Source organism: Pseudomonas sp. S2_A10, from assembly GCF_054668465.1.
Window position 1 is genome coordinate 873,360 of sequence record NZ_CP162773.1, and the last position, 22,720, is coordinate 896,079.

General features: G+C 61.0%; 19 protein-coding genes, 1 pseudogene and 1 riboswitch. Of the genes and pseudogenes, 9 read left to right on the forward strand and 11 right to left on the reverse strand.

What is annotated here, in order from left to right:
* Position 1: 1 nt before the first annotated feature.
* From AB4N41_RS03950 to AB4N41_RS03970, 5 genes are all read right to left on the reverse strand, one after another.
* Complete coding sequence (locus tag AB4N41_RS03950) at positions 2–2,737, reverse strand: LuxR C-terminal-related transcriptional regulator (RefSeq protein ID WP_460138346.1); 2,736 nt, start codon at positions 2,735–2,737, stop codon at positions 2–4.
* Between the two features lie 253 nt (positions 2,738–2,990).
* Positions 2,991–4,355 (reverse strand): DUF1329 domain-containing protein, encoded by a 1,365-nt coding sequence (locus AB4N41_RS03955; RefSeq protein WP_024014265.1) that lies wholly within the window; start codon positions 4,353–4,355, stop codon positions 2,991–2,993.
* 27 nt (positions 4,356–4,382) lie between these two features.
* Complete coding sequence (locus AB4N41_RS03960) at positions 4,383–6,272, reverse strand: DUF1302 domain-containing protein (protein WP_073473478.1); 1,890 nt, start codon at positions 6,270–6,272, stop codon at positions 4,383–4,385.
* Positions 6,273–6,609: 337 nt separating this feature from the next.
* Positions 6,610–8,292: a fatty acid--CoA ligase gene (locus AB4N41_RS03965; RefSeq protein ID WP_460138347.1), complete on the reverse strand. Its 1,683-nt coding sequence runs from the start codon at positions 8,290–8,292 to the stop codon at positions 6,610–6,612.
* 268 nt (positions 8,293–8,560) lie between these two features.
* Positions 8,561–9,190 carry a LysE family translocator gene (locus AB4N41_RS03970; RefSeq protein ID WP_056790244.1) on the reverse strand — a complete coding sequence of 210 codons (630 nt, stop codon included), beginning with the start codon at positions 9,188–9,190 and terminating at the stop codon, positions 8,561–8,563.
* Positions 9,191–9,476: 286 nt separating this feature from the next.
* Here AB4N41_RS03970 and AB4N41_RS03975 point away from each other — a divergent pair, with 286 nt between their 5' ends.
* The 3 genes from AB4N41_RS03975 to AB4N41_RS03985 all read left to right on the forward strand — a co-directional run bounded on the left by AB4N41_RS03975 (position 9,477) and on the right by AB4N41_RS03985 (position 12,309).
* Positions 9,477–10,442 (forward strand): 2-hydroxyacid dehydrogenase, encoded by a 966-nt coding sequence (locus tag AB4N41_RS03975; protein WP_460138348.1) that lies wholly within the window; start codon positions 9,477–9,479, stop codon positions 10,440–10,442.
* Between the two features lie 31 nt (positions 10,443–10,473).
* Entirely contained in the window at positions 10,474–11,472 is a 999-nt protein-coding gene (locus AB4N41_RS03980) for a class I SAM-dependent methyltransferase (RefSeq protein WP_056790248.1), read from the forward strand.
* Positions 11,473–11,511: 39 nt separating this feature from the next.
* A riboswitch (yybP-ykoY riboswitch) is annotated at positions 11,512–11,636 on the forward strand.
* Positions 11,637–11,724: 88 nt separating this feature from the next.
* Positions 11,725–12,309 carry a TMEM165/GDT1 family protein gene (locus AB4N41_RS03985; protein WP_016773243.1) on the forward strand — a complete coding sequence of 195 codons (585 nt, stop codon included), beginning with the start codon at positions 11,725–11,727 and terminating at the stop codon, positions 12,307–12,309.
* A gap of 157 nt (positions 12,310–12,466) precedes the next feature.
* Here AB4N41_RS03985 and AB4N41_RS03990 read toward each other — a convergent pair whose 3' ends face one another.
* Positions 12,467–13,285 carry a M48 family metallopeptidase gene (locus AB4N41_RS03990; RefSeq protein ID WP_016773242.1) on the reverse strand — a complete coding sequence of 273 codons (819 nt, stop codon included), beginning with the start codon at positions 13,283–13,285 and terminating at the stop codon, positions 12,467–12,469.
* A gap of 1,430 nt (positions 13,286–14,715) precedes the next feature.
* Between AB4N41_RS03990 and AB4N41_RS03995 the strand changes: the two are divergent.
* Positions 14,716–14,772, forward strand: a pseudogene (locus tag AB4N41_RS03995) (hypothetical protein); the annotation flags it as partial.
* A 201-nt stretch (positions 14,773–14,973) separates the two neighbouring features.
* Complete coding sequence (locus tag AB4N41_RS04000) at positions 14,974–15,678, forward strand: methyl-accepting chemotaxis protein (protein WP_370695149.1); 705 nt, start codon at positions 14,974–14,976, stop codon at positions 15,676–15,678.
* A gap of 206 nt (positions 15,679–15,884) precedes the next feature.
* Here the strand turns inward: AB4N41_RS04000 and AB4N41_RS04005 are convergent, their stop codons facing one another.
* From AB4N41_RS04005 to AB4N41_RS04015, 3 genes are read right to left on the reverse strand one after another with little or no spacing between them, the layout of a single operon-like run.
* The gene (locus AB4N41_RS04005) at positions 15,885–16,508 is read right to left on the reverse strand and encodes an SOS response-associated peptidase (protein ID WP_039761324.1); all 624 of its coding nucleotides are present in this window, start codon (positions 16,506–16,508) and stop codon (positions 15,885–15,887) included.
* A 35-nt stretch (positions 16,509–16,543) separates the two neighbouring features.
* The gene (locus tag AB4N41_RS04010; protein WP_041479982.1) at positions 16,544–16,804 is read right to left on the reverse strand and encodes a putative signal transducing protein; all 261 of its coding nucleotides are present in this window, start codon (positions 16,802–16,804) and stop codon (positions 16,544–16,546) included.
* A gap of 9 nt (positions 16,805–16,813) precedes the next feature.
* The gene (locus AB4N41_RS04015) at positions 16,814–16,996 is read right to left on the reverse strand and encodes a CPXCG motif-containing cysteine-rich protein (protein ID WP_041479983.1); all 183 of its coding nucleotides are present in this window, start codon (positions 16,994–16,996) and stop codon (positions 16,814–16,816) included.
* A gap of 138 nt (positions 16,997–17,134) precedes the next feature.
* On the opposite strand from AB4N41_RS04015, the gene AB4N41_RS04020 reads away from it, so the two are divergent.
* A complete protein-coding gene (locus AB4N41_RS04020) occupies positions 17,135–18,301 on the forward strand; it encodes a 1-acyl-sn-glycerol-3-phosphate acyltransferase (RefSeq protein WP_041479984.1) in 1,167 nt (388 codons plus the stop codon).
* 132 nt (positions 18,302–18,433) lie between these two features.
* Here the strand turns inward: AB4N41_RS04020 and AB4N41_RS04025 are convergent, their stop codons facing one another.
* A complete protein-coding gene (locus AB4N41_RS04025) occupies positions 18,434–18,712 on the reverse strand; it encodes a hypothetical protein (protein WP_016770663.1) in 279 nt (92 codons plus the stop codon).
* Positions 18,713–18,905: 193 nt separating this feature from the next.
* Between AB4N41_RS04025 and AB4N41_RS04030 the strand changes: the two genes are divergently transcribed.
* Positions 18,906–19,112: a hypothetical protein gene (locus AB4N41_RS04030; protein WP_095181665.1), complete on the forward strand. Its 207-nt coding sequence runs from the start codon at positions 18,906–18,908 to the stop codon at positions 19,110–19,112.
* A gap of 348 nt (positions 19,113–19,460) precedes the next feature.
* Here the strand turns inward: AB4N41_RS04030 and AB4N41_RS04035 are convergent, their stop codons facing one another.
* Positions 19,461–20,045: a YajG family lipoprotein gene (locus tag AB4N41_RS04035; protein ID WP_039761315.1), complete on the reverse strand. Its 585-nt coding sequence runs from the start codon at positions 20,043–20,045 to the stop codon at positions 19,461–19,463.
* A 205-nt stretch (positions 20,046–20,250) separates the two neighbouring features.
* Here AB4N41_RS04035 and AB4N41_RS04040 point away from each other — a divergent pair, with 205 nt between their 5' ends.
* Entirely contained in the window at positions 20,251–20,484 is a 234-nt protein-coding gene (locus AB4N41_RS04040) for a hypothetical protein (RefSeq protein ID WP_039761314.1), read from the forward strand.
* Between the two features lie 703 nt (positions 20,485–21,187).
* On the forward strand, positions 21,188–22,696 hold the full coding sequence (gene mqo, locus AB4N41_RS04045; protein WP_024014277.1) for a malate dehydrogenase (quinone): 1,509 nt from the start codon (positions 21,188–21,190) through the stop codon (positions 22,694–22,696).
* The last annotated feature ends 24 nt before the right edge of the window (positions 22,697–22,720 follow it).

A 22,720-nucleotide genomic window follows, 5' to 3' on the forward strand; every position in this document is an offset into this window, starting at 1 on the left:
GCTAAAGCAATAACCCCAACGCCTTCGCCCGCGCCACTGCCTGCGTACGCCGCTCAACCCCGAGCTTGCTGTTGATATGGCTGGCATGGGTTTTCACGGTGTGCAGGGAAATGAACAACTGCTCGCTGATTTCCTGATTGGAACAGCCTTGAGCGATCAGGCGCAGCACCGCCAGTTCACGGCTGCTGAGCTGTTCGGTAGCGGAGCTTTCCACAGCCGGGCGTGGCGCGGCTGTTGGAAAATGCGTGAGCAATTGCTGGCCGACCGCGTTGCAAGTGAGCGCCTGCAATTGCCCGCGCAACCAGTCGGCATGGTTTTTCAGCAGCGCATCAAAGGGTTGGTAGACGCCGCCGGCCGCTGCTTCCAGGGCCTGACTCAACACCTTGCGCGCCTCGGGCTCGCGTCCACTCGACAGCAACAGCGCCACCTTCTGCGTCAACGCCATCACGCTCAGCAACTGCCGCCCGGTCCGCTGGCCGTTTTCATACAACACGTTCAGCCGCCCTTCGGCGAGCATCGGTTGCCCCTGAATCACATCAAGCAGCGCCTGTTGCAGTTCCACATGCAGCGGCAGCTGCGGATGAAACTCTGGCGGTGCCGCAGCGTGTTCGCCGGTGTAGGTCTGGCCCAGGCGTGCAAGCCACGCCTCGGCAAGATCAATCCGGCCCTGAGCCAGCCACAGTTCGCATTTAACCAGGGTGATCATCGCCAGATAGTAGATCGGCGGTACGTCCCAGATGTGCATCAAGCGTTCGGCTTCGGCGAGTTCGGCGAAGGCCTTGGCGAACTCGCCGCTGGCGCCGTCGAGGCGGGCAATCACGCAGTGGCCGATCAGCACGCTGATGTCGCGACAAGCCCGCGCCTCGCCAATCCCGGCGAGCAGGCGTACGCGTGCAGCCTGCGGCTGCAAACGCATCGCCAGCAGGAAACCTTCGTACAACGTCAGCCGTGCGCGTACGGCGTACAGGCGTTGCGGCGACAGACCGCGCAAGCGTTCCAGGCCCTGATGCACTTCATCCAGCGCGCGCAGAATCTCGCCCCGCGATTGCAGAACCCGCGCCCTGTCGTAATGCGCCAACGCTTCGAATAATGGATTGCCGACCCGTTGCGCCAGCTCGAGGGATTCACGGTTCAGGCCACGGGCGCGCCACAGATCGCCGTCGGCGATCGCCAGATTGGACAAGGTCGACAGGCACATCAGCCGCTGGCCATAACGCTTGGCCGGCAGGCTTTCCAGCGCCTCGCTGCAATAGCGCAGGGTCAGTTCGCGATGGCCGCGTCCGCGAGCGATGATCCCGCTCAGCGCCAGCCATTGCGCCAGCATGGATTTCTGCGCAGTGGCCGAAGGCGCCGGCAGGAAACGGCTCAAATGGCTGGCCAGCTCTTCAGCGGCGTCGAGCTGACAGGCCAGCCCCAAGGCCCAGCTGTAGAGCACGATCAGCCGTGGCGTGCTGATCAGCAGGCTGTCGGGCAAGTCCATTTTCCAGCGCAGCAGCATGCCGACGTTCTGCTCGGCGAGCAGCTGTTCTTCGGACAAGTTCTGGACCAAATTAGCCGCGACATCGAGATGCCCGGCACGCAACGCCTGCTCCACCGCTTCGTCGAGCAGGCCTTGCGCATTGAACCAGCGGCAGGCGCGCAAATGCAGGGTAGCGTTGGGCACCATCGCCTGGGCGATCGGCCGGCTGCGCAACAAGTCAGAAAACAAATGGTGATAGCGGTACCAGTGACCGTGCTCGTCCAGCGGCACCAGAAACACCTGATGGGCGAGCAGAAAGCGCAGGATTTCCGCGCTGTCATGGGCTTCGCGGACCGCGTCGCACAGCTCGCTGCAAAAGCGTTCCTGCGGTGCGGTTTCGTAGAGAAACGATTGCACTTCGGCCGGCAGGCAATCGATGACTTCTTCGAGCAGATAGTCGCGTATCAACCCCTCGCCGCCGTTCAGCGCCTGCGGCAGCGCGGCATCGTTACCCGCCTCGGCCACCGCCAGCAGCCAGAAGCGCAGGCCGGCGACCCAGCCTTCGCTGCGCTGGATCAGGCTCTCCAGCGCCTCACCGCGCAGTGAGCTGCTGTGCCGATCGAGCAGAGTCAGGGCTTCGTCGTGGGTCAGGCGCAAATCCTGTTCATGCAGCTCGAGCAACTGCCGCGACAGGCGCAGACGTGCCAGATGCCAGTCCGGGCGCTGGCGGCTGGTGACCATCACCAGCAAGCCATCGGGCAGATGATTGAGGAAAAATTGCAGGCAACGATCCAGCACCGGCCCTTGGGCGAGGTGGTAGTCGTCGAGCACCAGCAGCAGCGGTGCAGCAGGATCGAGATGCAGCGCCAGCTCATCAAGCAGACCGTCGAGCCATTCTTCAAAAGCGAATGGCTGATGACGCTGACGCATTTTCAGCAGACCAAGAGCGCCAGCGCCCAAGGCCGGAAAGTAGTCCAGCAGACCTTCGAGCAAGCGCTCAAGAAAGCGTCCGGGATCGCTGTCACGCGGACTCAAACCCAACCATAGACTTTGCCAGTGGGCCGGCAGACTCTGACAGAACTCCACTGCCAGCGAGCTTTTGCCGAACCCGGCCGGGGCGCTGACCAGCAGCAACCGACCTCCGAGCCCGGCCTGCAGACGCTGGCAAAGGCGCGGCCGCAAGACATAGCCATCAGGCAGCGGCGGGCGAAAAAAACGCCCGTCCAGCGCTGCGACGGTGATGCTTGCGGGACCCGGAAGTGGGGACAGATCAGTCATGGCCGGCTCTTGTTCGAAGGCGATTGGCGGCGTTGCAGATGTCCGCAGCCTAGCCTTAAACGAAGAGGTAATGAAGGTCACTGCTACAAATGGCTACAAAAAGCCTACACAGCGCCGCCAAAATCCGGCATCACCGACCAATCGCGGCCACGATGAATCCGTGTAGGAGCTGAGGCGTGAAACCGCACGCAAAAAAACGCCCCGAACCGGTCGGGGCGTTTTTACGAGGATGCGGCCTCGGGTTTACGCAGGTTTAGCGAACACCATCCTGACGCAGAGCGGCCGGGGTGAAGTCGCTGGTGGTAGCGGTGAAGCCGAAGTCATACGCCTGCTTCTCTTCGTTCTTCATGCCCAGTGCCAGATAACGGCCGGACTGCAGGTCGTAGAGGGTTTCGAGGGCGTACCACGGCACTTGCTTGTCGTAGTAGTTCTCGGCATGTGCCTCGGCTACACGCCACAGTTGGCCACGACCGTCGTAGTGGTCGATGACCGCTGCCTGCCAGGTGTCCTCGTCGATGTAGAAGTCACGTTTGGCGTAGATGTGGCGCTGGCCTTCCTTCAGGGTCGCGACCACGTGCCAGACGCGGCGCAGCTCGTAGCGAGCCAGGTCCTGGTTGATGTGACCGGCCTTGATGATGTCCGAGTACTTCAGTTTCGGATCGTCGAGCTTGTAGCTGTCGGAGGCGATGTACATCTCTTTCTTACCTTCGAGCTTCCAGTCGTAACGATCCGGCGCGCCGTTGTACATGTCGAGGTTGTCCGAGGTACGCAGGCCGTCGGCGGCAGTACCCGGGCCGTCATACGACACTTGCGGTGCACGGCGCACACGACGTTGCCCGGCGTTGTAGACCCACGCCGAACGCGGCTCTTTGACCTGGTCGAGCGTCTCGTGCACCAGCAGTACGCCACCGGCCAGACGCGCCGGCGCGGTCACTTTCTGCTTGAAGTAGAACAGGATGTTGCCCGGGTTCGCCGGATCGTAGTCCTTCATCTTGTCGCGGAACACGAACTGATCCTGGAAGTACACCAGGCTGTACGAGCCGTTCGGTTGCGGCGTGGCCTGGGTCACCAGACGGGTCACGCTGCCGCCGCGATAGCGGGTGATGTGGTTCCAGATCACTTCCACACCGGTTTTCGGGATCGGGAACGGCACGGCGGTATCGAAGTTTTCCAGACCGTTGCCGCCGGACACCAGGTTGGTGCTGGTGGCGTTCTTCTTGATCGCGGCGAACACGTCATCCGGCACGGTGGCGCCGCGATGGGACGGATAGACCGGCATCTTGAAGGTTTCCGGGTAGCGCTTGAACATCGCGTACTGGCCCGGCGCAAGCTTGTCCTTGTACTTGTCGACATCCTTGGCGGTGATGGTGAACAGCGGCTGCTCACTGGCGTAAGGGTTGGACAGGAAGCCCTTGCTGTCGACGCTGCCGGCATTTTTCGGCAGCGGTTTCCAGGCCGGGATCGAACCGTCGGCATTACCGGCCATTTCCGCGCCCATCGGCGTCAGGCTCTTGCCCAGTTTATCCGCTTCGGCAGCAGGCACCGCCGCCATGACACTGGTCGCCAGCAGCGACAGGCCCAGAACACCGGCGTGGAACAGACTCTTTGTTATTTTCATAAATTCGTTCGTCCTGAAATGCAGTGCTTAGAAGTTCACGCCGAAGCTGAGCGCCACGAAGTCGCGGTCATCCACGGTGGTGTACTTGCCGTCGAAGAAATTGGTGTAAGCCAGGCTCGCGGTGTAGGTGTTCTGGTATTCGGCGTCGACGCCCAGGCTGACCGCTTTGCGACCTTCCTCGAAGTTGCCGCCAGGGCCTGGCGAGTAACCGCTCACGTCGTGGGACCAGGCCACGTTCGGCTTGAGGTTCACACCGGCAAACACGTCGTTGTATTCCCAGATCGCCCGACCACGGTAGCCCCACGACATCGACGTGGTGAAGCCGTCGTTTTCGCAATTGCGGCTGCGGTTGTTCTGCGGCGAACCCGGGCCTGCGCCGTTGATGGTGCTGTTGTTGAGGATGTTGGCGCAGGTATCGACTGTGCCAGTAGCCGGCAACTCACCCGGACCGTAGACCGGATCGCGGCCATAGCGCTTGTCGGAACGGCTTTCCAGGCCACCGACGTAGGTCGCGCCGACTTCACCGACGAGGGTCAGACGGCTGGCGCCCATGACCTGATCGAAGAAGTGCGTGAAGGTCGTCTGGATCTGGGTGATTTCCTTGCGCTCATAGCCGTGCAGGTCCTGACCCGGCACGCCAGTGAGCAGCGAAGCGTTGGTCAGCGCGCCGCCCAGTGGACGCACGCCGGCAAACAGGATGTCGGTGGAGTTCAGTTGTACCGGCGCGTTCGGACGGTAGCTGATCTCACCGCTCCACGCCGTACCGGTAGGCAGGGTGGTGGAGAAACTCAGGCCGTAGAGACGAATGTCTTCCGGGTATTCGATGAAGTAATTCGAATTGCCCGCGACCAGCAGCGGTGCGAGTGCGGCGAACGGCCCCGGCAGCGCGGCGGCAGTGTTGTAGACCGACTGCGGTGCGCCGGTTGCACTGAAGATCGGCGCACGGCTGTGGTAGTTCATGAAGTAGGCGCCGAACTCGGTGTCGAGTGGCTCGAACATGTATTTGAGGGACGCGCCCCACTGACCGCTGTCGCGCGCGTCACGGTCCGGCCCACGGCGCACCAGCACGCCTTCTTGGTCGACGTTCACACCGTTGGCGGCCAACGGCCCCAAAGCGATCGCCGGAATCTGCGAACGCTTGTTCAGTACGCGCAGATTGCTGTCGCAACCGTCAGCAACGATGTCCGGCTGGGAGAAGAAGGTGCCGCAGTTGTCGACGACGGTCTGGTCCCATTCCAGTTGGTAGAACGCTTCGGCCGAGAGGTTATCGGTGAGGCTCTGCGACACGTAGAACATGTTGACCGGAATCAGGCCTTCCTTGATCTCGGCGCCCGGACGACGGAACGCGGAGACGTCGATCGGGTTGATCGAGTTGATGCCGCCGCCGATGAAGGTACTTTCACCCCAGCTCACTACCTGCTTGCCCAGACGCACGGAGCCCGGCTGATCGGCAATCGCGTAGTTGTGGTAGACGAAGGCGTCGAGGATCTGCCCGCCGGAGGACTTGGCGCCCTCTTTACGGTTGCTGTCGCTGATGTCCTTGAACTGGCGGCTCTCGTCCTTCAGTTCGAAGTCGTACCAGTACTTGCCACGGACGAACACGCCGGTGTCGCCGTATTTCAATTCAAGGTCATGGATGCCCTTGAAGATCTTCGAAAAGGTTTCGCCGCTCTTGAAGTTGGCGTGCCCGTCATCGGAAGTCTGCGACAGGCCACGGCCGCCGTTGTTGACGCCGATAAGGTTCTTGTTCGGGCTCTGAGTAGACCAACTGGCACCGATCGACAGGGACGAGTCGAACTGGCCTTCGATTTCACCGACGTTGAAACTGACGCCGAATGCAGGCCCGGCGAGCGAGGAGGCAAGACTGACCGCCAGAGGCAGTTTCGCCCGGCGCCAGAACTGGTTTACTGAGGTCATCGACGCTACTCCATGTGCATTATTGTTATGGCAGTGAGTACTTTTAAAAACGCTGTGGAGGACCGGGCGCCAAGGCTGCCCGAAATCGCTCCAGAGTTGCTCGCCCCGATCAGTGCGTGTGCTCCGTTTCTAAAAAGTCCTTGAGCGGACTATATCCAGCGGGTGGTAGTGCTTGATCCCTCTAAAGTGTGATTTGCAGCCGCCAACCACTCTGGAACAGTCCTTTCGCCAGTCCGACACACGTCGGCAGGGCAAGGATGGCTGATTTTTTCGATTTCACAAGCCAAGCGCTTGCTTGGTGGGTCTGGCGCGCCGGTTTCGGCGCGCCAGCAGGCACTCAAAGTGTGGAAAGGAAGGTGCTGTTGTTGGCTTGCCACTCGGTGATGTCGAGGCGAATGCGCTTCTTGTCGAGCTTGCCGACGCTGGTCTTGGGAATTTCGGTAACAAGGGCGATCTGACTGGGGATCGCCCACTTGCTCAAGTGTCCCAGCTCGACGAACGGCTTGAGGTGTTCCTTCAGTTCCCGTGCACCGATCACCTGCCCTTCGCGGACCACCAGCAAGGCAAACGGGCGCTCGCCCCACTGCGGATCGGCGATGCCCACCACTGCTACTTCGCGTACCGCCGCATGCCGGCTGATGAGGTCTTCGAGGTCAAGGGAGGAGATCCACTCGCCGCCGGTCTTGATCACGTCCTTGATGCGATCACGAATATCAATCACGCCCATGCTGTCGAGCGTGGCGACGTCGCCGGTGTGCAACCAGCCACCGGCCCAGAGCTCGGCGCCCTTCTGCGGTTCATTGAAATAGCCTTCGGTCAGCCACGGCGCGCGCAGCACCAGTTCGCCCTGGGTTTCACCGTCGGCGGGAAGGAAATTGCCGTCGCCGTCGACAATCGCCGCTTCGACCAACGGCCCCGGCACGCCAGCCTTGATCCGGTAAGTGGTGCGCTCGTCTTCGCTGCCGGCCATCAGTTCGTCGTTGAGGTGCGCGCAAGACACCAGCGGCCCGGTTTCCGACATGCCGTATGCGGCTGTCAGCTGAATGCCACGGGCCTTGGCGTTTTCATAGAGGCTGCGATTGAGTGCGCTGCCGCCGATGACGATCTTCCAGCCGCCGAAGTCGGCACTCTGCGCGGCTTTGGCGTTGAGCAGCATCTGCAGGATGGTCGGCACGCAATGGGAAAAGGTGACCTTCTCCTTGCGCCACAGCTCCACCAGATACTCCGGGTCGTAGCGCCCCGGATAAACCTGCTTGAGCCCGAGCATGGTCGCCACGTACGGCAAACCCCAGGCGTGGACGTGGAACATCGGCGTGATCGGCATGTACACATCGTTGGTGCCGAGCAGCCGTACGCTGTCGATCGAACCCATGATCGTCGCCACGCCGATGGTGTGCAGCACCAATTGCCGATGGGTGAAATACACGCCTTTCGGATTGCCCGTGGTGCCGGTGGTGTAGAACGTGGTGGCGACCGAGTTTTCGTCGAAGTCCTGGAAATCGTACTGCGCACTCGCAGCGGCCAGCAGTTGCTCGTATTCGCCGACGAGGTTCGGCAGCTCTGCGGTTTTCTCCGGGAGATCAGTCAGCAGCAGGGTTTTCCCCACCGTGGTCAGCTGCGGCGCTATGGCCTGATACAGCCCGACGAACTCGCTGTTGACCAGCACGAAGCGGTCCTCGGCGTGGTTCATGGTGTAGAGGATCTGTTCTGGCGACAGACGCACATTGATGGTGTGAATCACCGCGCCGATCATCGGAATGGCGAACATGCATTCCAGATAACGGTGGCTGTCCCAGTCCATCACCGCCACGGTGTCACCAGCCTTGACCCCGGCAGCCGTCAGCACATTGGCCAGCCGCGCAACCCGCTCGATCAGGGTCGGATAGCTATAGCGCAACTGGTCGCGGTAGATGATTTCGCGGGTTTTCTCGTAACGGGCGCCGGACATCAGCAGCCGTTTGATCAGCAATGGATACTGGTAGGCCCCATCGGCCGGCGGAATGACCCGAGTCTGCAACATAAGAATCCCTTTTCTGACTGCACGGTGTTGGCGGAGAGATTCGTACTCTAGTGCGCCAGCATGACAGTCAAATCAGCCAAAGGAATGATTTGCAGAGCCGTACAAATGCTAGCTTTGCGCCAGCACCCCAGGTATCGGGAAATTGGATATGGCCCCTGTAGGAGCTGCCGAAGGCTGCGATCTTTTGATTTGCTTATGAAAAGACAAGATCAAAAGATCGCAGCCTCGTTGCACTCGTCAGCTCCTACAAGAGAACAATGCGGCCCGGTCAGTGCATCTCGGTGAACGCGATTTTCACGCCGAGAGCGATCAGCACCGCGCCCATGGTGCGGTCGAACCAATGGCCCATGCGCGCGAAGCCGGCGCGCACGCGGTGTTGGCTGAACAGCATCGCCACCAGACAGAACCAGATCGCCGTCGCCACCGCCAGGTAAACGCCGTAACCGGCCTGCACGGCCAGCGGCGTGTGCGGATTGATCACCACGGTGAACAGCGAGAGGAAAAACAGCGTGGCTTTCGGGTTCAGACCGTTGGTGACGAAGCCCGAGGTAAACGCGCCCCGCGCGGTGCGTACGCCGGTTTCCCGGTGCAAGTCATCGGTGACGGTTTTCGCCGGTTGCGCGCGCAAGGCCTTGAAGCCGATGTAAAGCAGATACGCGGCGGCGGCCCACTTCAGCGCGTTGAACAGCACGATCGATTGCGACACGATCAGACCGATGCCGAGCAACGAATAGCCGACATGCAGGAAAATCGCCGAGCCCACGCCCAGCGCGGTCCAGGTGCCGGCGCGGCGACCATGGGTCACGCTCTCGCGCACGACCACGGCAAAGTCCGGGCCAGGGCTGGCGACGGCGAGCAAGTGGATCAGGGCAACGGTCAAGAACTCGGTCCAGTACATGGGGGCTCCTTTGGGGCAGCTTGGTCAATAAAAAATCTGAAAAGAACGCAGTCCTGTGGCGAGGGGATTTATCCCCGATGGGTTGCGAAGCAGCGCCAAAAACTTCTGCCTGGCCCGCAGGCAGTGATTTTGCGACTGCTGCGCAGCCGATCGGGGCGGTGCGACGTTTCGCTAAATCCCCTCGCCACAAGGTTATGTGTCCGCTGCGGGGTCAGCGTAACGATTTGTTTCATCTGGTAGGCTCGGCAGGGTACGCCCTCCGCTCACAGCACAAAAGGTACAGTTGATGACGAACACGCGCCGCGCGGTATTCCTTGATCACCCTTCGCTGGATCTCGGCGATCTGGACCTCGGTCCGTTGCGCGAATGCTTCAGCGACTTGCAGCTGTTCGCCCAGACGTTGCCGGAACAGGTCAGCGAACGCCTGCACGGCGCCAGTGTGGCGATCACCAACAAAGTCGTGATCGACGCCGCTGCAATGGCTGCCAACCCGCAACTGAAACTGATCCTGATCAGCGCCACCGGCACCAACAATGTCGACCTCACTGCCGCCCGCGCTCACGGCATCACCGTGTGCAATTGCCAGGCTTACGGCACGCCGTCGGTGGCGCAACACACGATCATGCTGTTGCTCAACCTCGCCACGCGCCTGGCCGACTATCAGAAAGCTGTGAGCGCAGGCCGCTGGCAGCAGGCGAAACAGTTCTGCCTGCTCGACTACCCGATCGTCGAACTGCAAGGCAAAACCCTCGGCCTGCTCGGCCATGGCGAGCTCGGTGGCGCCGTGGCGCGATTGGCCGAAGCGTTCGGCATGCGTGTGTTGCTCGGGCAGATTCCCGGGCGCCCGGCTCGGCCGGATCGCTTGCCGCTGGAAGAACTGCTGCCGCAGATCGACGCCCTGACCCTGCACTGCCCGCTCAACGAGCACACCCGGCATTTCATCGGTGCCCGCGAACTGGCCTCGATGAAGCCTGGCGCATTTGTGGTCAATACCGCCCGTGGCGGCTTGATCGACGAGCAAGCGCTGGCCGACGCTTTGCGCAGCGGTCACCTCGGCGGTGCGGCGACCGATGTGTTGAGTGTCGAGCCACCGACCCAGGGCAATCCGCTGCTCGCCGCCGATATCCCGCGCCTGATCGTCACCCCGCACAACGCCTGGGGCAGCCGCGAGGCACGCCAGCGTATCGTCGGGCAACTGAGCGAAAACGCCCAGGCGTTCTTCAGCGGTGAGGCGCTGCGGGTCGTCAGTTGATAAACTGCGGCACTTTTTTCAAGGAGCAGTTATGGATCCGCGCAGTGAAGTACTGCTTCGTCAGGCCGAGTTATTCCAGGGTTCGCTGCTGTTGGCCGGCCTGCCCGCCGATGATTTGCTCGGACGCCTGCCCAATGCATTCGGCTGGTGCTGGCACGCTGGCGATCAAGCCGCACTGGACGCGCGTTTCGAGGGCCGCAGCCAGTTCGGCGTGAACGTGCCCGAGCGTGAGTTCGACAGCGCTGTGGTGTTTCTGCCCAAATCCAAGGACCTGACCGATTACATCCTCAACGCCGTGGCGTCGCGTCTGGCCGGGCGTGAGGTGTTTCTGGTCGGGGAAAAACGCAGCGGCATCGAAGGAGCGTCCAAGCAGCTCAATCCGTTTGGCAAGCCGCGCAAACTCGACAGCGCCCGTCACTGCCAGCTCTGGCAAGTCACCGTGGCCAATGCGCCTGAAGCGAAATCCCTGGAAAGTCTTGCGCAGACCTACGAACTGCCCCTGGCCGAAGGGCCGTTGAAAGTCATCAGTTTGCCGGGCGTGTTCAGCCACGGTCGACTGGATCGCGGCAGCGCCCTGCTGCTGGAGCATCTGGACAAACTGCCGAGCGGCCATCTGCTCGATTTCGGTTGCGGCGCCGGCGTGCTCGGGGCTGCGGTGAAACGTCGCTATCCGCACAATCAGGTGACGTTGCTGGATGTCGACGCGTTCGCCGCCGCCAGCAGCCGTCTGACCCTGGCCGCCAACGGCCTGGAGGCGGAAGTGCTGACCGGCGACGGCATCGATGCCGCGCCGATGGGTTTGAGCGCGATTCTGAGCAATCCGCCGTTCCATGTCGGCGTGCACACCGATTATTTCGCTACGGAGAACCTGCTGCGAAAAGCGGCAAAACATCTGAAAAACGGTGGCGAACTGCGCCTTGTGGCGAACAGCTTTCTCAAGTATCAGCCGTTGATCGAGGAGCACCTGGGCGTGTGTGCGATCAAGGCTGAAGGCAATGGTTTCCGGATTTACCGGGCCAAGCGCGGTTGAAAATTTGTTCTTGCCCAATCGGATTTGCCTAGGCAGAATCCGCTCCGTCCTAGGGGAGTAGTCTCCCACGAGCGCCAAGCTCGTCCGGCATACGTCAACATACTTGATCCTCAGATCATGGCGTATGCGACCCAAGCGTCCGCACCAGACGGATCGCAGGGTTTGACAAGACCTATGACACGCACACCTTACCCGGGGCGGGAAGGCTGTACGTGTCATAGCCGTGTCGACCCGCCCCTTAGGAAATCCCTGATGCTGGACTCGTTACTCGTTCCCACCGCAATCGTTGCCTTGGCCGAAATCGGCGACAAGACGCAACTGCTCGCGCTGATTCTCGCCGCTCGCTTCCGCAAACCCTGGCCGATCATCGCCGGGATTGTCGCCGCGACCCTGGCCAACCACGCAGCAGCCGGTGCGGTAGGTGCCTGGTTCGGCAGTTTCTTCTCCGACGCCGTTCTGCACTGGATCCTCGCCGCCAGCTTCGCCGCCACGGCGCTGTGGACGCTGGTCCCGGACAAGATGGATGACGACGAGGCCAGCACGGCGCGCAAGTTCGGGCCGTTCCTGACCACACTGATCGCATTCTTCCTGGCGGAAATCGGCGATAAGACCCAGATCGCCACGGTGATGCTCGCCGCGCAATATCCGGAACTTTGGCTGGTGATCATCGGCACCACCGTGGGCATGCTGATTGCCAACGTGCCGGTGGTACTGGCGGGTAACTTTGCCGCAGAGAAACTGCCGCTGACCCTGATCCGCCGCCTCGCGGCTTCGGCGTTCATGATTCTGGCGATTGTTGCGGTTTATAAAGCGATGCAGAGCAGTGGCTGGGTTTAACCCCGTCTACTGAACTACCCAAAACCTGTGGTGAGGGGATTTGAAGGATCGTTCCCACGCTCTGCGTGGGAATGCCTCAAGGGACGCTCCGCGTTCCAATGGGACGCAGAGCGTCCCGGGCTGCATTCCCACGCAGAGCGTGGGAACGATCATTGGCTCAGGACTTCGGCGCTTTTTCGTACAACGGCATCACCTTCGGAATCGCTGCCTGCAACGCAGCAATGCGGCTGCTCGATGCCGGGTGAGTACTCATGAATTCCGGTGGCGCGCCTTCGGAAGCCTTGCTCATCTTGTCCCACAGGGTGATCGCCGCGTTCGGGTTGTAACCGGCGCGGGCGGCCAGTTCCAGGCCGATCAGGTCGGCTTCGTTTTCGTTGGCGCGGCTGTTGGGCAAGGTCATGCCGTAGTTGGCGACAGTGTCGGCCAGCGCCAGGCTGTCCTGGCCCAGACCGAACAAAGCGCCGGCGCCCTGCTTGGCCATTTCCATGCCATAGGCTTTGGACATCGCCTCACGGCCGTGCTCGCGCAGGGCGTGGGCGATTTCATGGCCCATGACCGCAGCGATTTCATCGTCGGTGAGTTTCAGGCTGTCGATCAGCCCGGTGTAGAAAATGATCTTGCCGCCGGGACCGCAGTTGGCGTTGAGCTCATCGCTCTTGATCAGATTGACTTCCCATTGCCACTGCGCCGCGTCCGGGCGGAAGGTTGGCGCCTGGGCGATCAAGCGGTTGGCGATGGTCTGCACGCGTTTGGCTTCCGGGCTGGTCTTGTCCAGCACACCTTTGCTCGACGCCTCGCCGACGGTCTTCTGATACGACTGCGCGTACATCTGGTCGACCTCTTGCGAGGACAGCATGCTGAACATGTACTGCTTGCGCTCCACGCCCACGGCGCCGCCGCTGGTGGTGTTGACCGACTGACAACCGGCCAGCAACAGCGCTGCGCTCAAAGCACTTACCACTAATGTCTTGTTCATTCAAAAGCTCCCTGAAAACCTGAGGCGTATCCTAGGCGGCTAATTGTATTGGCGCCAGATACAACGCACGCATTGCGCGTACATCCACCTAAGGCCGCAAGACTGGCTGGAAATTCCTCGACGCGCATTGAATCCGCCGTGCACCGATCCATCAGCGACATCGCGCGGCGATTCCGACCAGCGTCTCTCATGGCCGCGCCCACCCCGCCGATAAATCCCTCGCAGAATGTCCTCTTGCGTGCGGAGCTCCCATGAAGTTCAAGTCGATCCAGTTTTCCGTCGCCGCTCTGGCCGGCGCCATCGTCCTCAGCGTGGTCGCGGCGCTGGTGCTGTACGCGCTGTTCTCCGGCGCCCGCACTCAAGAAATGGTGCAACAGCGCACCCAGGCGCAGTTCGAGCAAGTCATCGAACAGCGCCTGACCTCGCTGGCGCAGACCCAGGTCAGCCAGATCCAGCGCGAACTCGAAGCGCCGCTGCTGATTGCCGGCGGTCTGGTACGGGTCAACGCCCTGCTCGGCACAACCGGCGCCGACGGCCAGCCGCGCCTGAGCGTCAGCCGCGAGCAACTGATCAGCCTGATCAAGGAAAACGTAGAAAAGAACCCGAAGGTTCTCGGCACCTACATCGGCTGGGAAAAAAACGCACTGGACCACAATGACGCGGCCTACATCGGCAGCGCCGTGGTCGGTATCGATCCAGCCACCGGGCGCTTTTTGCCGTGGTGGTTCCGCAATACCGACGGCAGTCTGGGCGTGGACAAACTGGCCGATGTCGACGATCAGAAAACCTTGTCCACCGGGGTGCGCGCCAGCGAGTACTACCTGTGCTCGAAAGAGACGAAGAAAGCCTGCGTGATCGACCCGGCACCGTACAAGGTCGGCGACAAGATCGTCATGCTCGCCTCGTTCATTGAACCGATCATGGTCAACGGGGCGTTCCAGGGCATCGTCGGCGCCGACCTCTCGGTGAACTTCATTCAGGACATGCTCCTTGCCGCCAACCAGAAGCTTTACAGCGGCGCCGGTGAAATGGCTCTGGTCGGCGGCAACGGGCGGATCGTTGCCTACACCAAGGACTCGAGCAAATTCGGTGAAAAAGTCAGCGACATCCTCGACGCCGAACAGGCCAGCAATCTCGCCAATCTCAAGCGCGATCAGGTCACCTATTCGATGAATCAGGCCAAGGGCCGCATCGAACTGTACCTGCCGTTCGGCATCGGCCAGACCGACGCACGCTGGACACTGATGCTGCAATTGCCGCTCAACGCGGTCATGGCCGATCTGCAAAACCTCCAGGCTGATCTTGATGCCCAGCGCAAATCCGACACCTTCGGCATGGCCATGGTCGGCCTGATCATCGCCGGCATCGGCCTGCTGGTGATCTGGCTGGTGGGTCACGGCATCGCGCGGCCACTCAAGCAAATGGTCGCCATGCTTGATGACATCGCGCAGGGCGAAGGCGATCTGACCCGGCGTTTGAGCAGTGACCGCAGCGACGAATTGGGCTCGATTGCCAAAGGCTTCAATACTTTCCTCGCGAAGTTGCAGGTGATGATTACCCAGGTGGTGACCTCGGTGCAGAGCGTCAGCGATTCCTCGGAACACACCGCTGACATCGCCATCCGCACCAACATCGGCGTGCAGAAACAAATGGCCGAAATCGATCAAGTGGCGACAGCGGTGCAGGAAATGACCGCCACCGCCCAGGACGTGGCGCGCAACGCGACCCAGGCAGCACAAGCGGCAAGCCACGCCGATCAGGCCGCCAGCCAGGGCATGCAGATCGTCCGTGACACCTCGAATTCGATTGGCGTACTGGCGGTGGAAATCGGCAAGGCTGTCGAGGTGGTGCAGACGCTGGCCAAGGACAGCGAAAACATCAACGCCATCCTCACCGCCATTCGCGGCATCGCCGAACAGACCAACCTGCTGGCACTGAACGCGGCAATCGAAGCCGCGCGCGCCGGCGAGCAGGGTCGCGGTTTTGCGGTGGTCGCCGACGAGGTGCGCAATCTGGCGCAGAAAACCCAGAAGGCCACCGAAGAAATCCAGAGCATGATCCAGCAGTTGCAACAGGGCACCCGCGATGTGGTGCGCGTCATGGAAGACAGCCAGAACCGCACCGACGAAAGCGTGCAGCACGCGGCGAAAGCGGCCGAAGCGCTGGAGACGATCACCCAGGCCGTGTCGGTGATCAACGACATGAACACGCAGATCGCCAGTGCGGCAGAAGAGCAAAGCGCAGTGGCCGACGACATCAACCGCAATGTGATCAACATCGGTCAGGTGGCGAATGAAGTGGCCGGCGGTGCGGATGAATCGAGTTCGGCGAGCGCCGGGTTGACCAAACTGGCGGAGCAGCAGCGGCGGTTGATCAATCAGTTCAAGGTCTGAAAGATCAAGAGCCCCTCACCCTAGCCCTCTCCCGGAGGGGAGAGGGGACCGACCGCGATGTCTTGCGCTATACATCGACCTGAAAAAAACAGTCGATTATGGATTCACAACAGATCGTTCAGGTCGGTGTACCTCTGAAGTATCCCCATTCGGCTCCCTCTCCCTCCGGGAGAGGGCTGGGGTGAGGGGCTTTTGATCCACGCAAATCAAGCCGGGGTCAAACACTCCGGCCCATTCAACTTCGGATCATTCACCAGATTCGCCAACACCCGCTCACGCAGCGCCGCCGGTTCACTGGCGAGCAAACCCTGCAACACATGAAGCGGCGTTTCGGGATCAAGCCAGGCAGCCTGCCCCGCTTCATCGAGAATCAACGGTCGCCGCTGACTCGCCGCCGATTGAGTGATTACCGCCGTGCTCAGCCAGACCTGTTCCTGCACCGGATACGCTTCCCAGATCGCGGCGAAAAACAACGACGAGCCCTCCCCCGGCGTCAACCAGTACGGCCGTTTGCGCTGAGTGCCGCGCCATTCGTAGAAACCGTTGGCCGGCAGCAGGCAACGCCGCAGACGCAGCGCCTCACGAAACATCGGCTGCTCGGCCACGGTTTCGGCGCGAGCATGGGCCGGGGTCTTCGACAGATCGGTCAGCCACGGCGGTGTCAGGCCCCAGCGCGCACGGGCCAACGTGCGCTGGCCGTCTTCGTCGGCACGCAGCATCAACACCGAATCATTGGGGGAAATGTTCCACTGCGCCTGTTGATCGGCGGGAAAACCTGGCAGGGCCGCAAAGTCGCGGTTCCAGCGAAACAGGGCATAACGTCCACACATGGGGCAACATAACTCTGAATAAAACCAGCGCCAGCCTAACAGACCAGCGTCCCGGGGAAGCTCTCCGGTTCGTCGCCGTGTAGCGGCAGCGCGGCATTGTACAAGTTGATCAGCTCGCGGGCGTATTCGGCCTGATCGTTATCCACCGACAGCCCGAGCAGGCCGAAGATCGGCAGTTCACCCGTACCGCCCACCAGATCACAGCCGATCAGGTGTGCCTCGATTCCTTCGTTGGCGAGCATGCCCTTGAGCATCTCGCCTTCCATCAGGTTCGCCGGTTCGTAGATGCGCTGCATACGCGGCCCTCACTCGTTTTCGCTGAAGACTTCCAGATGCCACTCGTCCTCATGGACTTGCAGGACAAAGGTGATCGGACGACAGCACACCTGGCAATCCTCGATATACGTTTGATCGCCGCCGGACAAATCCAGCGTGGTCTCGACTTCCTCACCGCAATACGGACATTCATACCGTGCATCTTCCAGCATCGCGGTCTCCCAAGTGACTTGTGCGTATAATCGCCGGTCTATTTGCAGGGCTATTTTTGTCTGGCTACTTTTCAGACCGTGCCCTGCGGGTTTTCGATCAAACCCTTTACTTACCCTAGCCGTTTCCAACAAGAGAGCATGATGGGCGAATTCGATGCCATCCGACCTTACGACGACAGCGAAGTACCTGCGGTACTGGCAAGGCTGCTCGGCGACAAGGCGTTTCTAGATATCCTCACCCACTTCCGCTTCCCGCGTTTTGCCGGTGCCTTCGGCTGGATGCTCAAACCTCTTATAGCCCATCGGCTGCGTCGTGAGTTTGCCGACGTGAATTCCGTGGCTACCTTACAGGACAAAGTCGAGTTCTACGTCGACCACACCATTGAGCGCGCCACCGACGGCGTGACGTATACCGGTGTCGAGCAGTTCAAGTCCGGCAGCGCCTACCTGTTCATCGCCAACCACCGGGATATCGTCATGGACCCGGCCTTCGTCAATTACGCCGTGTACCACGCCGGCCTGCCGACGCCGCGCATCGCGATTGGCGACAACCTGCTGCAGAAGCCTTTTGTCAGTGACCTGATGCGCTTGAACAAGAGCTTCATCGTCCACCGTTCGATCACCGGCCGTCGCGAGAAAATGGCGGCGTATCAATTGCTGTCGGCGTACATCAATCACTCGATCCGCAACGATTGCGCCTCGATCTGGATTGCTCAGGCTGAAGGTCGGGCGAAGGACGGCGACGACCGCACCGAGTCGGCGATCCTCAAGATGTTCCACATGAGCCGCAAGGACGAGCCGTTCGGCGAAGTGATCCGCTCGCTCAACGTGACGCCGGTGTCGATCAGCTATGAGTACGACCCCTGCGACCAGGCCAAGGCCCGCGAACTCTACATCCGCGCCACCACCGGCACCTACGCCAAGGCGCCGGGCGAGGATGACGTGAGCATTGCCAAGGGCATCACCGGCTACAAGGGCCGGGTCCACGTGAACTTTGCCGCGCCGATCACTGAGGTGTTCGAGGACACCAAGCAATTGGCGATCGAGATGGACAAGCAGATTCTCGGCGGCTACCGGTTGTTCCCGGTGCATTACCTGGCGTACGCGCAGTGGGCGGATGCCGATCCGCAACTGAATGTGCCGACGGCGGCCGAGGTGTTCCCGGCTGACGAACTGGCCAAGGCGCAGGATGAGTGGCAAAGCCGTCTGGACGCCTGCCCCGCTGAGCATCGTCCGTACCTGGTGCTGCAATATGCGACGCCGGTGCGCAATCAGTATCGGGTCAAGGCTGGGTTGCCGCTGTAGGCAACGGCTGTGGCGAGGGGATTTATCCCCGTTGGAGTGCGCAGCGCTCCCAAGTTTTTACCTGAGAAAAACGGGACCTGCTACGCAGTCCAGCGGGGATAAATCCCCTCGCCACAGGGTTTGCTTTTGCTTTCAGAAGCGCGTGCTGATCCACGAGACGATCAGGGCCAGGCCCAGGCAAGCAAATCCGAAGCGATAGAAAAACCGGTTCATGCGCAACGTCGCCCAATCGAGCATCGGCTCGGCATTGGGCTGCGCCTGGCGCTGTGCCGCCAGACTGGCCTGGGCGCGTTGCTCGCGGCGGCGGGTCGCGTGCAGCAGCCAGCTGCCGGGAAAGGCCAGCAGCAAGGCCAGCAGGTTGATCAACTTGGCGGGATGGGCGGTAAACAGCGTCATCAAGTGCAGCGACATCACAGACCTCGAACTTAACCGGTGTGGCAGACGCCAGACCGACGACCGCGGCGCGGATTCTACCCAAACCCTGACGCCCTGCCCCAGCCTTTGCGACAAATAACCTGACAATCGACCGATGGCTGTCCTGTGTCATGGCATCGTCACGTGGATGCTTCACCCTGCGCGCCTCGAAACCCGAATGGAATGCGACATGCTGCACGCGGAAAACCAGGATCGCCTGTACCTCATCACTCCTTACGACGACCAGCAAAGCCTGATCGGCAGCCTTGCCTTCAACGTGCAGGATCGGCACTGGCTGGTGTATTGCGCGCTGGGCGGGCATCAGCATGCGGACCTGCCCGAGACAGATTTGTTGACTGGCGTGAGCGTGCTTGATTTCTATTCTCAGGCTGCCTGAACGTCAAAAGACCCTCACCCTAGCCCTCTCCCAGAGGGAGAGGGGACTGACCGAGGTGTTTGCGGTAGATACGCCGACTTGAGATACCGCGCCGAACTCAGGTTTTGAAGCACACGCGATCGGCTCCCTCTCCTTGGAGAGAGGGGACTGACCGAGGTGTTTGCGGTAGATACGCCGACATGAGATACCGCGCCGAATTCAGGTTTTGAAGCACACGCGATCGGCTCCCTCTCCCTCGGGAGAGGGCTGGGGTGAGGGGAATCGATTTCCCATACGACACAAATCTCAGATCCACAAAAAAGCCCGGAACCATCACTGGCCCCGGGCTTTTTCATATTCGCTGCAAGCTTACTCAGCGAGCACCTGACCCACGGTCGGGTCCTTGAACAGACGCGTCAGTGCGTCACTCAATACATCGCTGACCAGTTTGGTATTGGTCTCCTGATTCGGCGCCATGCCGAAGCGCTGGTCCAGCGACGCACCGTAACGGCCGCTGTAACGGCGGTTGGCGTTCTGCACGTCGGAGCGGAATGTCGCACCGATGGTGGCTTCGGTCACGTACATGCCTTCTTTCGGCGACTGGTATTTCAGCTCGGCCAGGGTAACGGTCAGCTGCGGCGCGTTAGGTGCGCTGGTGGTCGGGGTGAAGCCGAGCAGACGTACGGCAGCTTCGGCCTGGGCCTGCAGCTTCGGCAGGATCTGCTCGCGCTGCACGGTGATGGCGCTGGTTTCCGGATACAGACCGCCACGGGTACCGAGGGTCGGCGACGGACGACCGTCGACCACACGCACGATGACAGGCTGGCCGCGACCGACCGCTGGCAGTTGCGTGGTCAGCTTTGGCTCCGGATTCAGTTGTTGCGGGCTATGGGCGCAGCCGGCGAGGGTCAAACCGGCGACAGTGATCAAACCGAACAACAGGCGTTGCAACATGCTCTTCTCTCCAGAATCAGGCACAAACAGGCCGGCAGTATAGCGGTGGGCCACTGCGCGTAACCAGCGTCGCACAGTGAATACTGAAATGTCTGACAAACCCCGCTGAAAGCGGTTCCTGTCACACATTCTTCACCGTCCATACACCGCGACGTCACGGCCCACCGGCAAGCTTCACAGCAGTCCTCCTTCAAGGAACTCTGCCATGCGTTATCTGATCTCGCTGTTCGCCCCACGCCCGCTGCATCGCAGCTTTGCCCTGCTCGACCGCAACGGTCATTGCCAGGCCTTCAAGCAGTGCAGCCTGCAACCGATGGGCGACGGCTGGGTGGAAATCGAAGAAATCCGCCTGACCTGGCTGAACCAGCCGCTGCCCGCCAGCGCCCGGGTCGTACCGCGACAAATGCGCGCACGGGGTCAGGTGCAGTTGAGCATCTGACCGGATGCCTAATAAAAGTCATTAAACACGAGCAACTGCGCGCATTTCTTCGCTACAATCTCCCCCCGATTATAAGGACGTCTCCTGATCGGGCCCCGCAACAGCGTCAATGCGCATGCATCGACATCAAAATCGCCCACAGAGAGCCGCCCACACAGATCGAGTGAAGTTGGCGCGCTTGCCTGTTCTTCCGGCAAAAACCCGCTTTTCGCGAATCTGCAGAGCTGTCATTCGCTCGGCCACCGCGTTGTTTTGCCCTAGCGGGCAGGTGCCAGGCCAAGGCAGCCCTTTTTGAGGTTCACGTCTTCAAAAGAGCGTGAAAAAAACGGGTTTTCACAACTTCACAAGAGTGTGGCGAGCAAATGAATAGTTTTGCGTCTGAACATGCACCATTAGCGTCTGAAACAGCCCAACGACACAGGACCGGGTATACCTCGAACATCGGAGCCTGAAGCCTGTCCGCTACGGATTTGGTTGCACGAAAACGGATGACTCGACCATAAGTCGAATTGCCAGCCCTGCGCGAAAATGCGTTCATGGAACGCTTGAAACCAGGCCGCACGCATCCGTCGAAGTTGCGAAAAATTGCGAAGATTCGGACATGGCCCACCTGACCACGGATAGCCCGGGCCCACTGACCTGCCCTGGAACGCCTGGCAGCCATGCCGACAATTTGGTGCTGCAGATTTGGGAGACGCGTTAAATGGCGCATAACGAAGCAGTCGACGTAGTTCTGGTAGGGGCCGGCATCATGAGTGCCACCCTGGCCGTACTGCTCAAAGAGCTCGACCCCGCGATCAAGCTGGAAGTCGTCGAGCTGATGGATTCCGGCGCCGCCGAGAGTTCCAATCCGTGGAACAACGCCGGTACCGGTCACGCCGGCCTGTGCGAGCTGAACTACACGCCGCAGGCCGCCGATGGCAGCGTCGACATCAAGAAAGCCGTGCACATCAACACCCAGTTCGAGGTGTCGAAGCAGTTCTGGTCGTACCTGACCAAAAAAGGCACGTTCGGCTCGTGCAAATCCTTCATCAGCCCGGTTCCGCACCTGAGTTTCGTTCAGGGCGAGAGCGGTGTGTCGTTCCTCAAGGAGCGCTTCAATGTCCTGAGCAAGCACCACGCGTTTGCCGACATGGAATACACCGAAGACAAGGGCAAGATGGCCGAGTGGATGCCGCTGATGATGCCGGGCCGCTCGCCGGACGAAGTCCTCGCCGCCACCCGTGTGATGAACGGCACCGACGTCAACTTCGGCGCCCTGACCAATCAGTTGCTCAAGCACCTCAGCAGCGCCCCGGACACTCAGGTCAAATACTGCAAGCGCGTGACCGGCCTCAAGCGTAACGGCGCCGGCTGGACCGTCAGCATCAAGGACGTCAACAACGGCAACACCCGCGAAGTCGACGCAAAGTTTGTCTTCCTCGGTGCCGGTGGCGCGGCCCTGCCGTTGCTGCAGGCTTCGGGCATCGAAGAAAGCAAAGGCTTCGGCGGCTTCCCGATCAGTGGCCAGTGGCTGCGTTGCGATAACCCGGAAGTGGTCAAGCACCACCAGGCCAAGGTTTACAGCCAGGCGGCCGTGGGTTCGCCACCGATGTCGGTGCCGCACCTCGACACTCGCGTCGTCGACGGCAAGAAATCCCTGCTGTTCGGGCCATACGCCGGGTTCACCACCAAGTTCCTCAAGCATGGCTCCTTCATGGACCTGCCGATGTCGGTGCGCGCCGGCAACATCGGGCCGATGCTGGCGGTGGCGAAAAACAACATGGACCTGACCAAGTACCTGGTCAGCGAAGTGATGCAATCGATGGAACAGCGCCTGGAATCGCTGCGGCGTTTCTACCCGCAGGCGAAAGCCGAAGACTGGCGCCTGGAAGTGGCCGGGCAACGGGTGCAGATCATCAAGAAGGACCCGAAAAAGGGCGGCATCCTGCAGTTCGGTACCGAACTGGTCGCGGCGAAGGACGGCTCCCTCGCCGCCCTGCTCGGCGCTTCGCCAGGCGCGTCGGTGACCGTTTCGATCATGCTCGAACTGATCGAGAAGTGCTTCCCGGCCAAGGCGTCAGGCGAGTGGGCAAGCAAACTCGCGGAAATCTTCCCGGCCCGTGAAAAGGTTCTGGAAACCGATGCTGCGCTGTATCGCAAGATCAACACGCAGAACAACATCGCCCTGGAACTGGTTGAAGAAAGCAGCGAGACGCCAAGCTTCGCTTGATCTTGCGGCATGAAAAAACGCCCC